The sequence below is a fragment of the Microbacterium sp. RU1D genome (assembly GCF_900156435.1).
In the GTDB taxonomy this organism is placed as follows: Bacteria; Actinomycetota; Actinomycetes; order Actinomycetales; family Microbacteriaceae; genus Microbacterium.
In genome coordinates, this window is sequence record NZ_FTPQ01000002.1 from 166529 (window position 1) to 183556 (window position 17028).

At 71.7% G+C, this 17028-nt stretch carries 15 protein-coding genes; all 15 read right to left on the minus strand.

The window, feature by feature from the left end:
* Window positions 1–84: 84 nt before the first annotated feature.
* Window positions 85–3081: a DEAD/DEAH box helicase gene (locus tag B0B15_RS09485; protein ID WP_076675519.1), complete on the minus strand. Its 2997-nt coding sequence runs from the start codon at window positions 3079–3081 to the stop codon at window positions 85–87.
* 253 nt (window positions 3082–3334) lie between these two features.
* Window positions 3335–3745 carry a transcription antitermination factor NusB gene (gene nusB / locus B0B15_RS09490; RefSeq protein WP_076675520.1) on the minus strand — a complete coding sequence of 137 codons (411 nt, stop codon included), beginning with the start codon at window positions 3743–3745 and terminating at the stop codon, window positions 3335–3337.
* 18 nt (window positions 3746–3763) lie between these two features.
* A complete protein-coding gene (gene efp / locus B0B15_RS09495; RefSeq protein WP_076675522.1) occupies window positions 3764–4324 on the minus strand; it encodes an elongation factor P in 561 nt (186 codons plus the stop codon).
* Between the two features lie 72 nt (window positions 4325–4396).
* Window positions 4397–4855 carry a type II 3-dehydroquinate dehydratase gene (locus B0B15_RS09500; protein ID WP_076675523.1) on the minus strand — a complete coding sequence of 153 codons (459 nt, stop codon included), beginning with the start codon at window positions 4853–4855 and terminating at the stop codon, window positions 4397–4399.
* Window positions 4856–4955: 100 nt separating this feature from the next.
* Window positions 4956–5492 (minus strand): GNAT family N-acetyltransferase, encoded by a 537-nt coding sequence (locus tag B0B15_RS09505; RefSeq protein ID WP_076675525.1) that lies wholly within the window; start codon window positions 5490–5492, stop codon window positions 4956–4958.
* The gene (gene aroB, locus B0B15_RS09510) at window positions 5489–6565 is read right to left on the minus strand and encodes a 3-dehydroquinate synthase (RefSeq protein ID WP_076675526.1); all 1077 of its coding nucleotides are present in this window, start codon (window positions 6563–6565) and stop codon (window positions 5489–5491) included. The genes B0B15_RS09505 and aroB overlap by 4 nt, the downstream gene beginning before the upstream one ends.
* The gene (locus B0B15_RS09515) at window positions 6562–7146 is read right to left on the minus strand and encodes a shikimate kinase (RefSeq protein WP_083708971.1); all 585 of its coding nucleotides are present in this window, start codon (window positions 7144–7146) and stop codon (window positions 6562–6564) included. Before B0B15_RS09515 ends, aroB begins: the two co-directional genes overlap by 4 nt.
* On the minus strand, window positions 7133–8359 hold the full coding sequence (aroC, locus tag B0B15_RS09520; RefSeq protein ID WP_076675528.1) for a chorismate synthase: 1227 nt from the start codon (window positions 8357–8359) through the stop codon (window positions 7133–7135). Before aroC ends, B0B15_RS09515 begins: the two co-directional genes overlap by 14 nt.
* A 4-nt stretch (window positions 8360–8363) precedes the next feature.
* On the minus strand, window positions 8364–9200 hold the full coding sequence (locus B0B15_RS09525; RefSeq protein ID WP_076675529.1) for a shikimate dehydrogenase family protein: 837 nt from the start codon (window positions 9198–9200) through the stop codon (window positions 8364–8366).
* On the minus strand, window positions 9194–10951 hold the full coding sequence (gene mltG / locus B0B15_RS09530; RefSeq protein ID WP_076675531.1) for an endolytic transglycosylase MltG: 1758 nt from the start codon (window positions 10949–10951) through the stop codon (window positions 9194–9196). Before mltG ends, B0B15_RS09525 begins: the two co-directional genes overlap by 7 nt.
* A 2-nt stretch (window positions 10952–10953) precedes the next feature.
* Window positions 10954–11427: a Holliday junction resolvase RuvX gene (ruvX, locus tag B0B15_RS09535; RefSeq protein ID WP_076675533.1), complete on the minus strand. Its 474-nt coding sequence runs from the start codon at window positions 11425–11427 to the stop codon at window positions 10954–10956.
* Window positions 11424–14093 carry an alanine--tRNA ligase gene (gene alaS / locus B0B15_RS09540; RefSeq protein WP_076675534.1) on the minus strand — a complete coding sequence of 890 codons (2670 nt, stop codon included), beginning with the start codon at window positions 14091–14093 and terminating at the stop codon, window positions 11424–11426. Before alaS ends, ruvX begins: the two co-directional genes overlap by 4 nt.
* A gap of 64 nt (window positions 14094–14157) precedes the next feature.
* A complete protein-coding gene (locus B0B15_RS09545; protein WP_256714472.1) occupies window positions 14158–14454 on the minus strand; it encodes an ATPase in 297 nt (98 codons plus the stop codon).
* Window positions 14455–14753: 299 nt separating this feature from the next.
* A complete protein-coding gene (gene rpsD, locus B0B15_RS09550; protein ID WP_076675537.1) occupies window positions 14754–15383 on the minus strand; it encodes a 30S ribosomal protein S4 in 630 nt (209 codons plus the stop codon).
* Between the two features lie 185 nt (window positions 15384–15568).
* Entirely contained in the window at window positions 15569–16966 is a 1398-nt protein-coding gene (locus tag B0B15_RS09555; protein ID WP_083708972.1) for a replication-associated recombination protein A, read from the minus strand.
* Window positions 16967–17028: the final 62 nt, after the last annotated feature.

Consider the following 17028-nt stretch of genomic DNA (forward strand, 5'->3'; position numbering starts at 1 on the left):
GCCACATGGGCCGGCGGCAGCGTGCGGCCGAGGCGCCGCGGGGCTGCCCACGTCTGAGCGAAGCGGAACCGAGCGTCGCCGGGCTCACGGCCCGAGCAGCGAGCGGATGTCGTCGGCGTCGAGGGAGCCCGCGAAGGCGTCGTCGTCGTCGATGACCGCATCGAACAGGGCCGCCTTGCGGTGCTGAAGGGCGCGCACCTTCTCCTCCACGGTGCCGGCCGCGAGGAGTCGGTAGACGAACACGCTCTTCGTCTGCCCGATGCGGTGGGCCCGGTCGATCGCCTGGTTCTCGGCCGCGGGGTTCCACCACGGGTCGAGCAGGAACACGTACTCCGCCTCGACGAGGGTCAGCCCGAACCCGCCGGCCTTGAGGCTGATGAGGAACACGGGCGCGTCGCCCTCCCGGAACCCCTCGACCACGTCGCCACGCCGCGCGGTGCTGCCGTCGAGGTGCGCGTATGCGAGGCCCGCGGCATCCAAGCGCTCCGCCGCGAGGTCGAGGAACGACGTGAACTGACTGAACACGAGAGCGCGGTGCCCCTCGGCGGCCACTTCGACCAGACGCTCCAGCAGCACGTCGAGCTTCGCTGAGCCCAGGTGCGCGTCGCGATCGTCGACCAGGCCCGGGGCGAGGGCGAGCATGCGCAGCAACGTCAACGAGCGGAACACGATGAACCGCTGACGATCGAGGTCGTCGAGAAGCCCCAGCACCTTCTGCCGCTCCCGCTGCAACACCCGGTCGTACACCTCCTGGTGCGCCGGGGAGAGGGGCACCACGATCTCCTGCTCCTGCTTGGGAGGGAGATCGGATGCCACGACGTCCTTGGTGCGGCGCAGCAGGAACGGGCGCACGCGGCGCCGCAGACGCTCGAGCGTCTTCTCGCGGTGCGCGCTCGCCGCGGCGGCGGAAAGAGCCGTGGGCTGGTCCGTCGGCAGCTGTTCGATCGCCCGGGTGTAGTCCTCGCGGAACTGCCGGATGGACGGGAACAGCCCGGGCGCGGTCAGCGACAGCAGCGCCCAGAGGTCGTCCAGGCCGTTCTCGAGGGGCGTCCCCGTCGCGGCGAAGACGGCGTCGGTCGACAGGCCCGCAATCGCCCGGTGGATGCGGGTCGCGGGGTTCTTCACGAACTGCGCCTCGTCGAGCACGACGCCCGACCAGTGCGGAACGGAGAACTCGGCGGCATCCGCCCGGACGACGCCGTAGGACGCGACCACGACATCGACCTCGGCGGCGATCCCCGCGATGCTGTGCGCGCGGCGCACGGCCGTGGCCTCGACCACGCGCACCCGGAGCCCGGGGGCGAAGCGGGCCGCCTCGTCGCGCCACGTGGGCAGCACCGACGTCGGCGCGACCACCAGCCACGGGCGCTCGTCGCGGTTTGCACGGGTGTGGGCGACGAGGGCGAGGAGCTGCAGCGTCTTGCCGAGTCCCATGTCGTCGGCAAGGATGCCGCCCAGCCTGTGCCCGTGCAGGAGCGCGAGCCACGACAGCCCCTCGCGCTGGTAGGGGCGCAGGTCGGCGGAGAAGCCCGGCGGCGTCGGCACCGGGGGCACCTCGCCCACCTCGCGGAGCGCCCGGGCGAGGGCGCGCCACTCGACCGCGGCCTCGGACTGGTCGGCGAGGTCTTCGAACTCCGCCCACAGCGCGAGGTGCGTGCGCGGCAGCCGCGGGCCGGTCTCCCACTCATCGAGGGCCGCGGCCTCCTCGAGCAGGTCGCGCAGGCGCTGCAGTGACGGGTGGGCGAGGGAGAACCACGCCCCGTCGGACAGCTTTATGCGGGCGCGGCCGCGCGATAGCGCCGAGAACAGCATGCCGAACGGAATCGTGCGTCCGTCGATGGTGACCACGATGCCGAGGTCGAACCAGTCTCGATCGACCGATTCGACGGCGGTGATGCGCAGCGTGGGGTCGCCGCGCAGCTCGCGGAACGTCGGCACGGTGCCGCTCGTGCGCACGCGCACCTCGTCGACCACGTCGACGGCCGGCAGCACGCGCGTGGTGAACGCGGCGGCATCGGCACCGTTCAGGCGCGCGCGCCCGACGATGGCCAGATCGGATGCCGCCATCCACGTCGTCTCGAAACGCTCGCCGATCTGCGCCTCGGCGCGCGCATCGCGCTCGGCGGCGGTCGCCGGGAAGGCGTCACCCGGTGCATCGGACCCCGGCTCGGCATCCGGTCCCTCGCTGTCGTACGCGAAGCGCAGGGACCCGGGGTACACCCACTCGAGGCGATAGGAGACCTCGTCGTCGGCGTGGACGACCGTCACCTCGAGCGTCGGGCGGGGAGCGGGCGGCGGCGGCACGCCGGCGCCCAGCGACAGGGGTGCGCGGCGCGCGAGGCGCGGGTAGGCGTCGGCGAGGAATTCCTCCGCTTCCGCACGCGGGATCTCGACGCCGTCGGTGCCGAGGAGGGCGGGCAGCGGCGCGGGAAGCGTCACGGGCGCGAGCACGATCGGAACGGGGTCGCGGTCGAGCGCGAAGGCGAACAGGCCCGAACCGCCGATGGGCCGGGCGTGCAGGGCGGGCACGGGGGTCGCGTCGATGCGCACGTCGGCCGACAGCCGCAGCCCTCCCCCGTCCACGGCGTCGACCGCCACGCGCGCCTCGGCGGCGTCGGCCAGTCGCACGCTCTGCTGCGCGTGCACCGCGACCAGGGGGATGCCGAGCCCGGCCGCCGCGGCCAGGTGCGGCCAGAGCAGCGGGGAGTCGACGGCGTCGAGCGCGACCGTGTCGCCGGGGGCGGCGAAGGGGCCCGTGGTCCGCATCGCCTGAGCGAGGGCGTGCAATTCGGCGAACCACCGCACGTGCGCCGGATCGAAGCGGCCGGAGGAACGACGGACCGCGTCCCACGTGGCATCCGCCCGGATCCACGTCTCGCGCGCCCCGCGCACGAGGGGGCGGGCGACGAGCTGCAGGTCATCCTGCCGGCGGGCGAGCAGGCGGGGCGTGACCGCGACGACGGCCCGGGCCTCCCAGCGCGCCGGGTCGTACGCCTCGCGCTGGCGCAGCTCGATGCCCAGGGCGAGGGCGTCGTACGCCCGCGGCGGAGCGCCGGGAAGCAGGTCACGCCAGGAGGTCATGCCCCCACCCTGCCCCGAAACTCCGACATCGCGGTCTTTCGAAGCGAGCGTCCGCGCCGGTGTTCCGCGTCGCCTCGCGGCCCGTTCCCGCGCGCCACGTCGCGCGCACCGAGGCCCGCGCCGCGAGGCCGCGAACCGACCGTCGAGCTCACCGCCCGCTCCCCCGACGGACGCGCCGCCCGGAAACGCCGCGACGCGGCCGCCGACATCACGTCGGGACCGCGTCGGCGCACGTCGCGCAGGTTCGGGGCGTTCAGGACGAGCGGGCGATGCGGGCCAGCACGCCGTGCACGAACGAACCGGAGTCGTCGGTGGAGAACTCCTTCGCCAGTTCGACGGCCTCGTCGATCGCGACGGCCGTGGGCACGTCGTCGTTGAAGAGGATCTCCCACGTGCCGATGCGCAGCAGGGCGCGGTCGACCGCGGGCATGCGCTGCATCGACCAGTCCTTCGAGAACGTGGTGATCTGCTCGTCGATCGCGTCACGGTTGTCGATCACGCCGTCGACGATGTCGCGGGCGTACAGCCACGAGGCCTGACGGTCGGGCTCGGAGGCCGCACGCTTGGCTTCGGTGGCGAGCATGACGGGCAGGTCCTCACCGCGGACGTCGGCCTGGAACAGGATGTCGAGGGCGCGCTTACGCGCCTTGGTACGAGCGCTCATTCTGTCGGGAACGAGACGTCAGCTGATGCGGCCGAGGTACTCGCCCGTGCGAGTGTCGACCTTGATCTTGGTGCCGGTCTCGAGGAACAGCGGAACCTGCATCTCGTAGCCGGTCTCGACGGTGGCGGGCTTGGTGCCGGCCGACGAGCGGTCGCCCTGCAGGCCCGGCTCGGTGTAGGTGACCTCGAGGATGACCGACGGCGGGAGCTCGATGTAGAGCGGGTTGCCGTTGTTCAGCGCGATCTGCACCTGCTGGTTCTCGAGCAGGAAGTTCGCCGCGTCGCCGACGGTCGCGGCGCCGACGGTGATCTGGTCGTAGTCGGCGACGTCCATGAAGACGAAGCCCTCGCCGTCGTTGTAGAGGTAGGTGAAGTCGCGACGGTCGACGTTCTCGAGGTCCACCTTGGCGCCGGCGTTGAACGTGCGGTCGACGACCTTGCCGCTCATCACGTTCTTGAGCTTCGTGCGGACGAACGCGCCGCCCTTTCCGGGCTTGACGTGCTGGAACTCAACGACGCTCCAGAGCTGACCGTCGATGTTCAGGACGACGCCGTTCTTGATGTCTGCGGTGGATGCCATGAGTGCCGATATTCCGTTTCGTGAGTCGAAGTGGGCGAGAGCCCGACGTCTGAGTCTACGCGATCCCCGCCGTCAGCCGTCGGCGCGGCCGGAGACGACCTCGACGAGCAGGTCGACGGCTCGCGCGTACCCGGGTACGCCCTCGCCGATCACGTGCACGACCGCGACGTCTTCGATGTACGAGAAGTGACGGAACGTTTCGCGCTCCGTGATGTTCGAGATGTGCACCTCGGCCACGGGGAGGTCGACGGATGCCAGGGCGTCCCGCAGCGCGACGGAGGTGTGCGTGAGTCCCCCGGCGTTGATCACGATCCCGGCGCAGTCGAGACGGGCGGCGTGGATCGCGTCGATGAGGACGCCCTCGTGATTGCTCTGGATCGCCCGGACCTCGATGCCGTGCCGGCCCGCCGCCTGGGCCGTGACGCGCTCGACGTCGGCGAGCGTGTCGCGCCCATAGATCTCGGGCTGGCGGGTGCCGAGGAGGTTGAGGTTCGGGCCGTTGACGAGCAGGAGTCGGCGGGGCGTGGTCATGTCCCGCACGCTATCAGCGCCGCCCCTGCGCGCTCGAGGAAGGCACGGCCGCCAGGCTCGACCGGGCGGGGTGGGGTGGGACCTGCCGACCGGGACCGCGTCAGAGTGTGCGCAGCGACCGACTCATCGCGAGCTCGGCGCCGATGGGCCCGGTGAAGGTCTCCCCCGTCGGCACGAAACCGGCGCGACGATACACGGCCTGCGCACGCGCATTGTCGACGTGCACGTCGAGCGAAAGCGTCTCGAAGCCCACGGCGGCGGTCCAGCGCGCCGCCGTGTCGAGGAGGGCGTCGATGGCGCCGGTCCCTCGGTGCGGGGGGTCGACGTAGACTCCGACGACGTCCGCGCGGCCGGAGGTCAGCCGTCGGCCGGTGTGGTCGACGTCGCCGGTGCGACGCACGAGCACCGTGCAGGTGCCGATCCACGCGGCATCGCTCTCGGCGACGAACATCGCTGCGGAGTCCCCGTCGGCGCCGCCCGCCGCGCGGTCGTCCCAGAACGCCTGGTCGCGCGAGACTTCCTGCTCATACGTGGTGAGGAAGGCGATGGATGCCCCCGGATCGCTCACCGCTCGCAGGCGCAGCTCACGAACGCGCTCACCCTCCCCCGCGCGCACCCGGCGCACGGCGAGGGTCATGCACCGACCTCCTGGTATGCCGCGAACAGCAGCGACTCGTCGGGCGCCTGCAGCACGGTGGGACGCGCGAGATCGTCGAGCACGATGAAGCGCAGCATGCTGCCGCGGCTCTTCTTGTCGCGCTGCATCGTCGCCTTGAGGGTCTGGAACGCCCCGGCGCGGTAGGTCGTCGGCAGACCCAGCGACTCGAGCACCGTGCGGTGGCGCTGGGCGACATCGTCGGACAGGCGTCCGGCCAGGCGCGACAGCTCGGCGGCGAAGACCATGCCCACCGAGATCGCCGCGCCGTGACGCCACCGGTAGCGTTCGGCGTGCTCGATGGCGTGGCCAAGCGTGTGCCCGTAGTTCAGCACCTCGCGCAGACCGGCCTCGCGAAGGTCCTCCCCCACGACGCGTGCCTTCATGTCGATCGCGAGTTCCACGCAGCGGCGGAACGCCTCGCCCTTCGGGTCGACGATCCCCGTGGGGTCGGCTTCGATGAGGTCGAGGATCTCCGGATGCCAGATGAATCCGGCCTTCACCACCTCGGCGAAGCCGGCGGTCGCCTCGTTCTTCGACAGGGTGTCGAGGAGGTCGAGGTCGCACACCACGGCCACCGGCGGCCAGAACGCGCCGACGAGGTTCTTGCCCTCGGCCGTGTTGATGCCGGTCTTGCCGCCCACGGCGGCGTCGACCATGCCGAGCACGGTTGTCGGGACCTGCACGAGGGCGACCCCGCGCAGCCAGGTCGCGGCGACGAAGCCCGCGAGGTCGGTGACCGCTCCCCCGCCGAAACCGACGACGACGTCCGTCCGCGTGAAGTCGGCCTGGCCCATGACCTGCCAGCAGAACGCGGCCACTTCCACGCGCTTGCCCTGCTCGGCGTCGGGGATCTCGGCCAGCAGCACCTGCCGGTCGCCCATCAGCTGCGCGCGCAGCGCCTCGGCCTGCGCGGCGAGGGTGGGCGGGTGCACCACCAGCACCTTCTGCGCCCCGGCGGGCAGCTTCTCGCCGAGGGTTTCGAGCAGGCCCCGGCCGACGGTGATGTCGTAGCCGGGGTCTCCGGCGACGCTGATGGTGGTGGTGTCGCTCATGATCTCTCCTGGGCCGGGACGCTCTGCGCCCAGGCCACGATGTCGTCGACGACGCGGGACAGCGGTCCCGACGACGTGTCGAAGGCGATGTCGGCGGTGGCCTCGTACACGGGCCGCCGTTCTTCGTAGATGCGCAACCAGCGCTCGGCCGGGTCCTCCCCGCCGAGAAGGGGGCGCTCGTCGCCGTGGATGCGGGATGCCACCACGTGCGGCGCCACGGTGAGCAGGACGACCCGGTGCGCGGTGAGACGCTCCCTCGTCGAGGGGTCGAGCACGGCTCCGCCACCGAGGGCGACGACGCCCCCACGGCCGAGCGCCTCGACGACCGCGTCGCGCTCGAGCGCGCGGAAGTACGCCTCGCCGTGGGCGAGGAACAGGTCGCGGATGGGCCCGTGCTCGCGCACGACGAGCTTGTCGGTGTCGGTGAACGCCGCGCCGAGGGCACGCGCGACGCGCCGCCCGACGCTGGTCTTCCCCGCACCCATCGGACCGATGAGCACCACGGCCGATCCGGCCCCGGTCACCGCCGCGGAGTCGTCGGACCCCACGGCGCCGACGCGCGCGGGCTCAGGCGAGGTCATGCGCGAGAAGCGCGGCGTCCGACGCGTCGGTCGTGCGCAGGGTCTCGGGCAGGTTCGCGAGGTACGACTCGAGGTTGCGACGGGTCTCGGCGACGTTGTCGCCCCCGAACTTCTCGAGCACGGCATCCGCGAGGGTCACCGCGACCATGGCCTCGGCGACGACGCCCGATGCGGGCACGGCGCACACGTCGGAGCGCTGGTGGTGCGCGGCGGCGGTGTCACCGGTGGCGACGTCGACCGTGCGCAGGGCCTTCGGGATCGTCGCGATCGGCTTCATCCCGGCGCGGACGCGCAGCACCGTGCCCGTCGACATGCCGCCCTCGGTGCCGCCGGCACGGTCGGACGAGCGGGTGATGCCGTCCTCGGTGGCGAACAGCTCGTCGTGAGCCTGCGAACCGCGGCGCGTCGTGGTGAGGAAGCCGTCGCCGACCTCGACGCCCTTGATCGCCTGAATGCTCATGAGGGCCTGGGCGAGCCTGGCATCCAGTCGGCGGTCCCACTGCACGTGGGATCCGAGCCCCGGGGGCAGACCATAGGCGAGCACCTCGACGATGCCGCCGAGCGTGTCGCCGGCCTTCTTCGCGTCGTCGACCTCGGCGACCATCGCGGCGCTGGTGTCGGGGTGGAAGCACCGCAGCGGATCGGCGTCGAGACGATCGACGTCGTCGGGCGTGGGCAGCTCGGCGTCGTCGGGAACGCGCACGGGGCCGATGGAGAGCGTGTGGCTGACCAGACGGATGCCGAGCTCGCTGAGGAAGGAGCGGGCTATCGTGCCCAGCGCCACACGCGCGGCGGTCTCGCGGGCGGAGGCGCGCTCGAGGATGGGACGCGCTTCGTCGAAGCCGTACTTCTGCATGCCGACGAGGTCGGCGTGGCCCGGACGGGGGCGCGTGAGAGCGGCCCCGCGACCGCGTGAGCGGTCGGAGAGTTCAACGGGCTCGGGGCTCATCACCTCGGTCCACTTCGGCCACTCGGTGTTGCCGATGCGCAGGGCGATCGGGCTGCCGATCGTGAAGCCGTGCACGATGCCGGTCGACAGCGTCAGTTCGTCTTCCTCGAACTTCATGCGCGACCCGCGACCGTAGCCGAGTCGACGGCGCGCCAGTTCGGCGCGGATCTGCGCCGAGGAGACGGGAACGCCGGCCGGCATCCCCTCCATGAGGGCGATCAGTTCGGGACCGTGGGACTCGCCGGCGGTGAAGACGCGAAGCATTCGTCTAGTCTCCCATGAGCGCGATGCGCATTGCGGCCAGCACCTCGTCGTCGTGGACGAGGGGCTGCGCAGGGTCACCTGTCACGAAGACGCGCACCTGCAGCAGCGCCTGGTGCAGCAGCATCGTGAGTCCGTCGTGCGCAGCGACCCCCGCGCGCTCCCAGGCCTGCGCGAGCGGCGTCGGCCACCCGCCGTAGACGACGTCGACGAGGGGCCCCGAGGTGGATGCCAGTCGTTCGGCGAGGTCGCCGAGGTCGGTGCCGCCGGGCAGGGCGGCGATGGTCGTGTCGACGGGCCGAGGGGCGGGGGCATCCAGCGCCTCGATCCGCACCGGGACGCCGAGGATCTCACCGAGCGCGCGGAGAGGGGCCGCAGCCTCGGGGCGGCGGGCACGCACCTCCACCTCGGTCGCCCCGGCCCGGACCGCCGACACGACGGCCGAGGTCGCCGTCGCGCCCGCGCCCAGCACGCGCACGCGCTGCGGGCGGCGCACGCCGACCTCGTCGAGGGCGCGGGTGAGACCGCCCACGTCTGTGTTGAAGCCTCGCGGGCCGCGATCGGCCAGCAGGTAGGTGTTGACGGCGCCGGTCAGGCGCGCGTCGTCGTCGAGCGTGACCGCTCTCGACGCCGCCACGTGCTTGAGCGGCATCGTGAGCGAGAGCCCGCGCCAGGTGGCATCCAGCGACGCGATCTCCGCGGCGAAGTCCGCCTCCCCGACGCGGCGACGCCCGTACTGCCAGTCGAGACCGAGCACGCCGTAAGCCGCGGCGTGCAGCCGGGGCGACCGCGAATGCGTGATCGGGTCGCCCCAGACGGCCAGCCGTGTGCTGCCGGTCAGCATCCGCCGTCGGGGTTGTCGCGGCACCACGCGCGGAACTGGTCCACGGCCTTGAGCTGATCGGCGTAGGTGGTCGAGAACACCGTCTCACCGGTGGCGAGGTTCACCGTGGTGAAGTAGTACCAGGTGCCGTCCACCGGCTTCATCGCCGCGTCGATCGCGAGATCGCCGGGATTCGCGATGGGGCCGATGGGCAGACCCGGCCGGATGTACGTGTTCCACGGGTTGTCGCTGGTGAGCGCGTTCTCCGACGACGACGACGACCCGGCATCCAGCTCTCCGGCGCCGTACTGGGCGGTGGAGTCCATCTGCAGCAGACCGTGGGTCTCGGTGTTGTCGGGTTGCAGGCGGTTCTCGATCACGCGCGAGACCTTGTAGAAGTCCTCGCTGCTGCGCGCTTCGCGTTCGATGATCGACGCGATGATGAGGATGCGCTCCCGGTCGGATTCGGGCACGCCCGCCGCGTCGAGCGACTGCACGGTGCGCTGCACCATGCGCTCGATGACCTGCTGCGCCGTGACGCCCTCGTCGAAGTCGTACGTCGCCGGGAAGATCCATCCCTCGAGCGTCGACGCCGGCACGCCGTACACCGACGGATCGGCGACCGCGGCGTCGAGGTCGGCGCGCGGCATACCGAGCTGCTCCGCGATGACGTCGAGCGACTGCTTCAGCGTCAGGCCCTCGCGCAACTGCACGGAGTAGTTCAGGCGGCTCGCCGGGTCGCGGAGGGCGGCGAGCACGGCCTCCGAGGTCATCTGCTGCTGCAGTTTGTACACGCCGGGCTGGAAGGTGAACGCGACGGAGTTGTCGACCATGTACTTGTAGAGCGAGTTCGAGGCCTTCGTGATCCCGGCTTCGAACAGCTTCGGCGAGACGGACGCTCCCGTGTCACCCGCCACGATGGTGATGCGAGCCTCGCCGGTGGCCTGTCCCGCCTCGTAGTCGAGGGGCTCGCCGTTGCCGAGGAAGGCCTGGATGCGATCACCGTAGGTGTTCCACACGACGAGACCGCCCCCGGCGATGCCGCCGAGGAGCACCAGCACGACGGCCAGGGCGATCCACCCGCCGATCCGGCGCCGCTTCTTCGGCGCGCGAGGGGCGGCGTGGCCGATGTCGTGCGTCGTGGTCTGCCCCGTGAAGAGGTCTTCGAGCGACCCGGAGGCGATGCCGGCCTGGGCTGCGTCCGCACGTCCGGACGCGGCGGCTCCGGCGCCCACCGGCGCCGGTTCCGTCTTGTGACCGGGGTCGGCGGCGGGCGACGACGGGCGAACGGTATCGGCGCCCGCGCCGGGTGTCGCCGGCGTTCCCGCCCGCCGGGGGCCGGGCGCGGAAGCGTTCGCGTCGCGCGGAGCGGAGGGGGATGCCGCGGCGGTCGCCGCACCGTCGCCGAGAGCGGCCGCACGCGGCGCCGAGGACGGCTCGGTGGCCCGAGGCGCCGGGGACGGCTCGGCCGCGCGGGGTGCCGAGGCGGGGTCGGGTGTTCGGGACGCCGGCGTCTCGCCCGGTGCGCGGCGCGCGGCGTCGAAGCCACGCGTCGGGGTCTCGGCGCGCTCCTGCGCGGCGGCGGCATCCGCGGCGGCGGGCGCCGTGCCTGTAGGGCCGGTCTGCGCGCGTCGTGCCTCACGCGCGGCGCGGCGCGAGGGGGGAGCATCGTCCGCGGATCCGTCGACCGAACGCGCACCGGTGCGCGGGTCGGGCAGGCGACCGTACAGGTCGGCGAACGGATCGCTCTCGGGGGGCTGGTTCTCGGGCATGTTCAGGCGGGCTCCTGTCCCGGTGATACGGCGGGTTCGGCCGGCTCGCCGGACTGTCGCTCCACGTCGAGCGCCTGCTGCAGCAGCACCACAGCGGCGACTTGATCCACAATGCTACGAGAGTCGCGCTGGGAACGTCCTGCCTCCCGCAGCACCCCGTGCGCCGACACCGTGCTCAGGCGCTCGTCGACCAGGCGCACCGGCATGGGGAGAGCGGATGCCAGCTGCTCGGCGAACCGACGCGCGTCCGTCGTCGACGCGGTGTCCTCCCCGCGCAGGTTGAGCGGCAGGCCCACGAGCACTTCGAACGCCTCGTACTCGGCCGCGAGGGCGACGATGCGTCGCACCGGCTCCCCCTTGCGTGGAACCGTCTCGACGGGGACGGCGAGCACTCCGTCCGGGTCGGATCGGGCGACGCCCACGCGGGCACGCCCGACGTCGATCCCCAGACGGATGCCGCGTCGGAAATCCGTCACGCGGTGGTCGCCCGCACGTCGGCGACGATGCCGTCCAGCGCCTGCGGGAGAGCCGCGGCATCCGTTCCGCCACCCTGCGCGACGTCGGGACGACCGCCGCCCCCACCACCGAGCACGGCCGCGGCGGATTTCGCCAGCGCGCCGGCCGCGAGCCCGCGCTCTCGCGCCGCGTCGTTGGTGACGACGACGACCGTCGCCCGGCCACCGGCGACGGATGCGAGGGCGACGACCGCGGGGGCGCTGCCGAGCCGGTCGCGCACCTGCAGAGCCAGCGACCGCACGTCGTCGGCCGACGCGCCCTCGCCGAGGCTCTGCGCCACGACGCGGGCCGTGCCGACGGCCACGGCCGACTCCACCAGCTGCGGCAGGCGACCGGTGAGGGCCTGCGCCTCGAAGGCGGCGATCTTCTTCTCCGCGGCTTTGAGGCTCGCGGCGAGCTCGCTGATGCGGGTGGTGAGCTGTTCGCGCGGGGTCTTCAGCGACGTCGACAGCTGCGAGACGATCGCGCGTTCGGCGGCGAGGTCGCGGAAGGCGTCGAGGCCGACGAGGGCCTCCACGCGCCGGTTCGACGCGCCGACGGACTGCTCGCCGACGAGGTTGACCAGGCCGATCTCCGCGCTGCGCGCGACGTGCGTGCCGCCGCAGAGCTCGCGCGACCACGGACCGCCGATGTCGACCATGCGCACGGTGTCGCCGTACTTCTCCCCGAACAGCGCCATCGCGCCCGCGGCCTTCGCCTCGTCGAGCGACATCACGCGCGTGGTGACCTCGAGGTTGTCGCGCACGGCGTTGTTGGCGATGTCTTCGATCTCGGTGCGGGTCTCGGGCGAGAGCGCCGCGCCCCAACTGAAGTCGAAGCGCATGTATCCCGCGCGGTTGAGCGAACCGGTCTGCGTCGCGGTCTTGCCGAGCGTGTCGCGGATCGCCGCGTGCACGAGGTGCGTGGCGGTGTGAGCCTGCTGCGCCGCGTGGCGGTTGAGGCCGTCGACGACCGTCGTGGCCGGGGCGCCCACCGCGACCTCGCCCGTGGTCACCTCGACGGTGTGGCTGACCAGCCCGGGCACGGGACGTTGCACGTCGAGCACCTCGAGCTCGTAACCCGGTCCCACGATGACGCCCTTGTCGGCCACCTGGCCGCCGGACTCCGCGTACAGCGCGGTCTCGGCGAGGATGACCTCGGCGATCTGCCCCTCCGAGGCGCGGTCGGTCCCCTGCCCCTGGACGAGGATGCCGAGCACCTTCGATTCCGTCTGCAGCTCGGTGTAGCCGGTGAACACCGTTTCGCCGAGCGCGCGGAACTCGCGGTAGGCGCTCTGGTCGGCGATCGCTCCCTTGCGCGCGCGGGCGTCGGCCTTGGCGCGCGTGCGCTGCTCCTGCATGAGCGTGTCGAATGCGGCGCGGTCGACGCTGAGGCCGGCCTCTTCCGCGATCTCGAGGGTGAGGTCGATGGGGAAACCGTACGTGTCGTGGAGCAGGAAGGCCTCGGAGCCGGAGAGCGTCGAACCGCCGCCGGTCTTGGCCTCGGCGACCGATTGGTCGAGGATCGCCGAACCCGCGGCGAGGGTGCGGAGGAACGTCTGCTCCTCGGCGATCGCGTACGCCGAGAGCCGCGCGTAGTCGCTCTCCACCTCGGGGTACGACTCCTTCATGGCGTCGCGCGAGGCGGCGAAGAGCTCGGGGAAGGTGGCCCCTTCCACGCCGAGCAGGCGCATGGATCGGATGGCGCGGCGCATGATGCGGCGGAGGATGTACCCGCGTCCCTCGTTCGAGGGGGTGACGCCGTCGGCGAGCAGCATGAGCGACGACCGCACGTGGTCGGCGACGATGCGCAGGCGCACGTCATCCTCGTGGGATTCGGCGCCGTACGCCTTGCCCGCGAGCTTGGCCGCCAGGTCGAGCACGGGACGCACCTGGTCGGTCTCGTACATGTTGTCGATGCCCTGCTTGATGAACGCGATGCGCTCCAGGCCCATGCCGGTGTCGATGTTCTTGGCCGGCAGCTCGCCGACGATGTCGAAGTCGTACTTCGAGCGCACGTTGGTGATCTCGTACTGCATGAACACGAGGTTCCAGATCTCCACGTACCGGTCGTCGTCGGTCGCGGGACCGCCGTCGACACCGTAGGCGGGTCCGCGGTCGAAGAAGATCTCCGAGCAGGGTCCGGCGGGGCCGGGCAGACCGGTCGACCAGTAGTTGGTGTCCTTGCCGAGGCGCTGGATGCGCTCGTCGGGCAGCGTGCTGAGCTGCAGCCAGAGGTCGCGCGCCTCGTCGTCCTCCTCGTAGACGGTGACCCAGAGATCCTTCGGGTCGAAGCCGAGGCCGCCCTCGGCCTCGGGTGCGGTGAGCAGTTCCCACGCGAAGCGGATGGCGTCTTCCTTGAAGTAGTCGCCGAACGACCAGTTGCCGAGCATCTGGAAGAAGGTGCCGTGGCGCGGGGTCTTGCCGACCTCTTCGATGTCGTTGGTGCGGATGCACTTCTGCACGTCCGCGGCGCGCGGGTATGGGGGCGGCACGACGCCGCTGAGGTACGGGATGAAGGGCACCATGCCCGCCACGGTGAACAGCAGGGCCGGATCGTCGGTGACGAGCGAGGCCGAGGGGACGATCGTGTGGTTCTTCTTCTCGAAGAAGTCGAGGAAGCGCTGGGCGATCTCGGCGGTTTTCATGGCGGGTCTTTCCGTGCGCGTGCGGCGTCGTCCCGCGAGGGCGGGAGGACGGGATGCAGAGAGGTCAGTCGGAGGGCGAGAGGGTCTTGGCCGCGGCGGCGGCGTCGCTGGCGGCGTCCGCGACCGTGTCGGCGACGCGGCCGGCCGCCGACGAGGTGACGGCTTTGGCGTCGTCGATGATGTCCGACAGCCGCGTCTCCTGGGCGTGGTAGGCGTCGGTCATGCGGTCGGTGAATTCCCCGATGCGCGCGTCGAGCTGCGCGAACATCTCCTGCCCGCGGGGGTCCTTGTTGACGAGGTGGGCGGCGACGAAACCGCCGGCGATACCCAACGCGAACCAGACGAGGCTTCTCACGATCACCACTTCTTCCTCGATACGACGCCGCGGTCGCGGCATCCTTCATCGTAGGCGACACCCCTCGTGCCGCGCGCGACCGTCGGTCGACCGGATGCCGGCCCCCGGGGTGAGCCGCTCCGGACGGCGAACCGGAAGGGCGACGGGCCGTGCGCCGACCGCCGGTCGACCCGATGCCGGCGCGACTCGGAACGGCGACGGGCCGCGCGAGAGCGCGACCCGGGTGGGGACGGCCCGCGCGAGAGAGCGATCGGGAACGACGAAGGGCGCCGGGAGAACCCGACGCCCTTCTCTGCTCGCTGGGATCAGCGGGCGGCGTAGTACTCGACGACGAGCTGCACGTCACACGTGACGGGCACCTCGGCGCGCTTGGGGCGACGCACGAGCTTCGCCTGCAGCGTCGAGAGGTCGACCTCGAGGTAGCCCGGGACGGGGGGCAGCACTTCGGCGTGCCCGCCGGCGGCGGCGACCTGGAAGGGCTCGAGACCCTCGCTCTTGGGCTTGACGTGGATCTGCTGGCCCGGCTTCACGCGGAACGACGGGCGGTCCACGAGCTGGCCGTCGACCATGATGTGGCGGTGCACGACGAGCTGGCGAGCCTGCGCGGTGGTGCGGGCGAAGCCCGAACGCACGACGAGGGCGTCCAGACGCATCTCGAGCAGCTCGACCAGGTTCTCACCGGTCAGGCCGTCGGTACGGCGGGCCTCGTTGAACGCGATGCGCAGCTGCTTCTCACGGATGCCGTACTGCTCACGCAGACGCTGCTTCTCACGCAGACGGACGGCGTAGTCGCTGTCGGCCTTGCGCTTGGTGCGGCCGTGCTCGCCGGGAGCGTAGGGACGCTTCTCGAGGTAGCGGGCGGCCTTGGGGGTGAGTGCGACGCCGAGGGCGCGCGACAGACGCACCTTGCGGCGGTCCTGAGACTTCGTGGTCACGAAGTTCTCCTTCCGATGACGTGGCCGCGCCTTTCACGGCTCACGGGCGTATCGCCCCCTTCCGCCCGATCCGCTGCGCACGCCGGGGCGCACCGAAAGGTGATCACAGGAAGGAGGGGATGCCCGAAAACCCTGTTTCGAGCCGGTTCATGGTACCAGAGCGCGCCGGGGAGCCCCTGCGCGTCTCACTTCCCCTCGAGGATGCGGCGGATCTTCTCCAGGCGCGCCGACACGTCGCGCTCGGTGCCGTGGGTGGTGGGCTCGTAATAGCGGCGTCCGCGCAGCTCGTCGGGGAGGTACTGCTGCGCGACGATGCCGATCTCGCTGTCGTGGGCGTACTTGTAGCCCTTGCCGTGACCGAGTCGCTTCGCTCCCGGGTAGTGGGCGTCGCGCAGGTGCATCGGCACCCGCCCGAAACCCCCGGCCCGCACGTCGGCGATCGCGGCGTTGATGGCGTTGTACGCGGCGTTCGACTTCGCCGTGGTGGCGAGATATATGGTCGCCTCGGCGAGCGGGATGCGCCCTTCCGGCATCCCGATGAAGGCGACGGCGTCGGCGGCGGCCACGGCGATCTGCAGCGCCTGGGGGTCGGCCATGCCGATGTCCTCCGCGGCCGAGATCACCAGGCGCCGCGCGATGAAGCGGGGGTCCTCGCCGGCCTCGATCATGCGTGCGAGGTAGTGGATCGCGGCATCCGGATCCGATCCGCGCACCGACTTGATGAAGGCGCTGATCACGTCGTAGTGCTCGTCGCCCTGGCGGTCGTAGCGCAGCAGCGCGCGATCGACGGCTTGCGCGATGTGATCGGCGGTGATGACCGGCGGTTCGGTCTCCGTCAGGTGGAACGGCGCCCCGTCGTCGTCATCGTCGTCGTCGTCATCGGTCGCGGGAGAGGTGCCGCCGTCGTCGCCCGCGACCGACGCCGCCGCTTCGAGGGCGGTGAGCGCCCGCCGCGCGTCGCCCGAGGCCAGGCGGACGAGCGCCGCCCGTGCCTCGTCGTCGAGCACGACCCGTCCGGCGAGACCGCGCGGATCGGTGACGGCGCGGTCGACGAGCGCGCCCAGATCGTCGTCGCCGAGGGGGCGGAGGGTCAGCAGCAGCGATCGTGACAGCAGCGGCGAGATCACCGAGAACGAGGGGTTCTCGGTGGTGGCGGCGATCAGCACGACCCACCCGTTCTCGACGCCGGGGAGCAGGGCGTCCTGCTGCGCCTTGGTGAAGCGATGGATCTCGTCGAGGAAGAGGATCGTGGACTGCCCGTAGAGATCGCGCTGCGTCAGCGCCTCCTGCATGACCTCCCGCACGTCCTTCACTCCGGCCGTGATCGCCGACAGCTCGACGAACCGTCGCCCAGACGACCGTGCGATGGCCTGCGCCAGCGTCGTCTTGCCGGTGCCGGGAGGTCCCCACAGGATGACGGAGACGGCCGACCCGGATGCCGAGGAGTCGGTGGTGGCGAGGGTGACGAGCGGCGACCCGGGACGCAGCAGATGCCCTTGTCCCGCGACCTCGTCGAGGCTGACCGGGCGCATCCGGACCGCGAGCGGCGTCTGGCCCTGGAAGAGCGCGGAGGAGGATGTCACCCCTCCAGGCTAACCGCGGCCTCCGACAGCGGTCCGTGCGCGTCGGACGACCCCGGATGCGG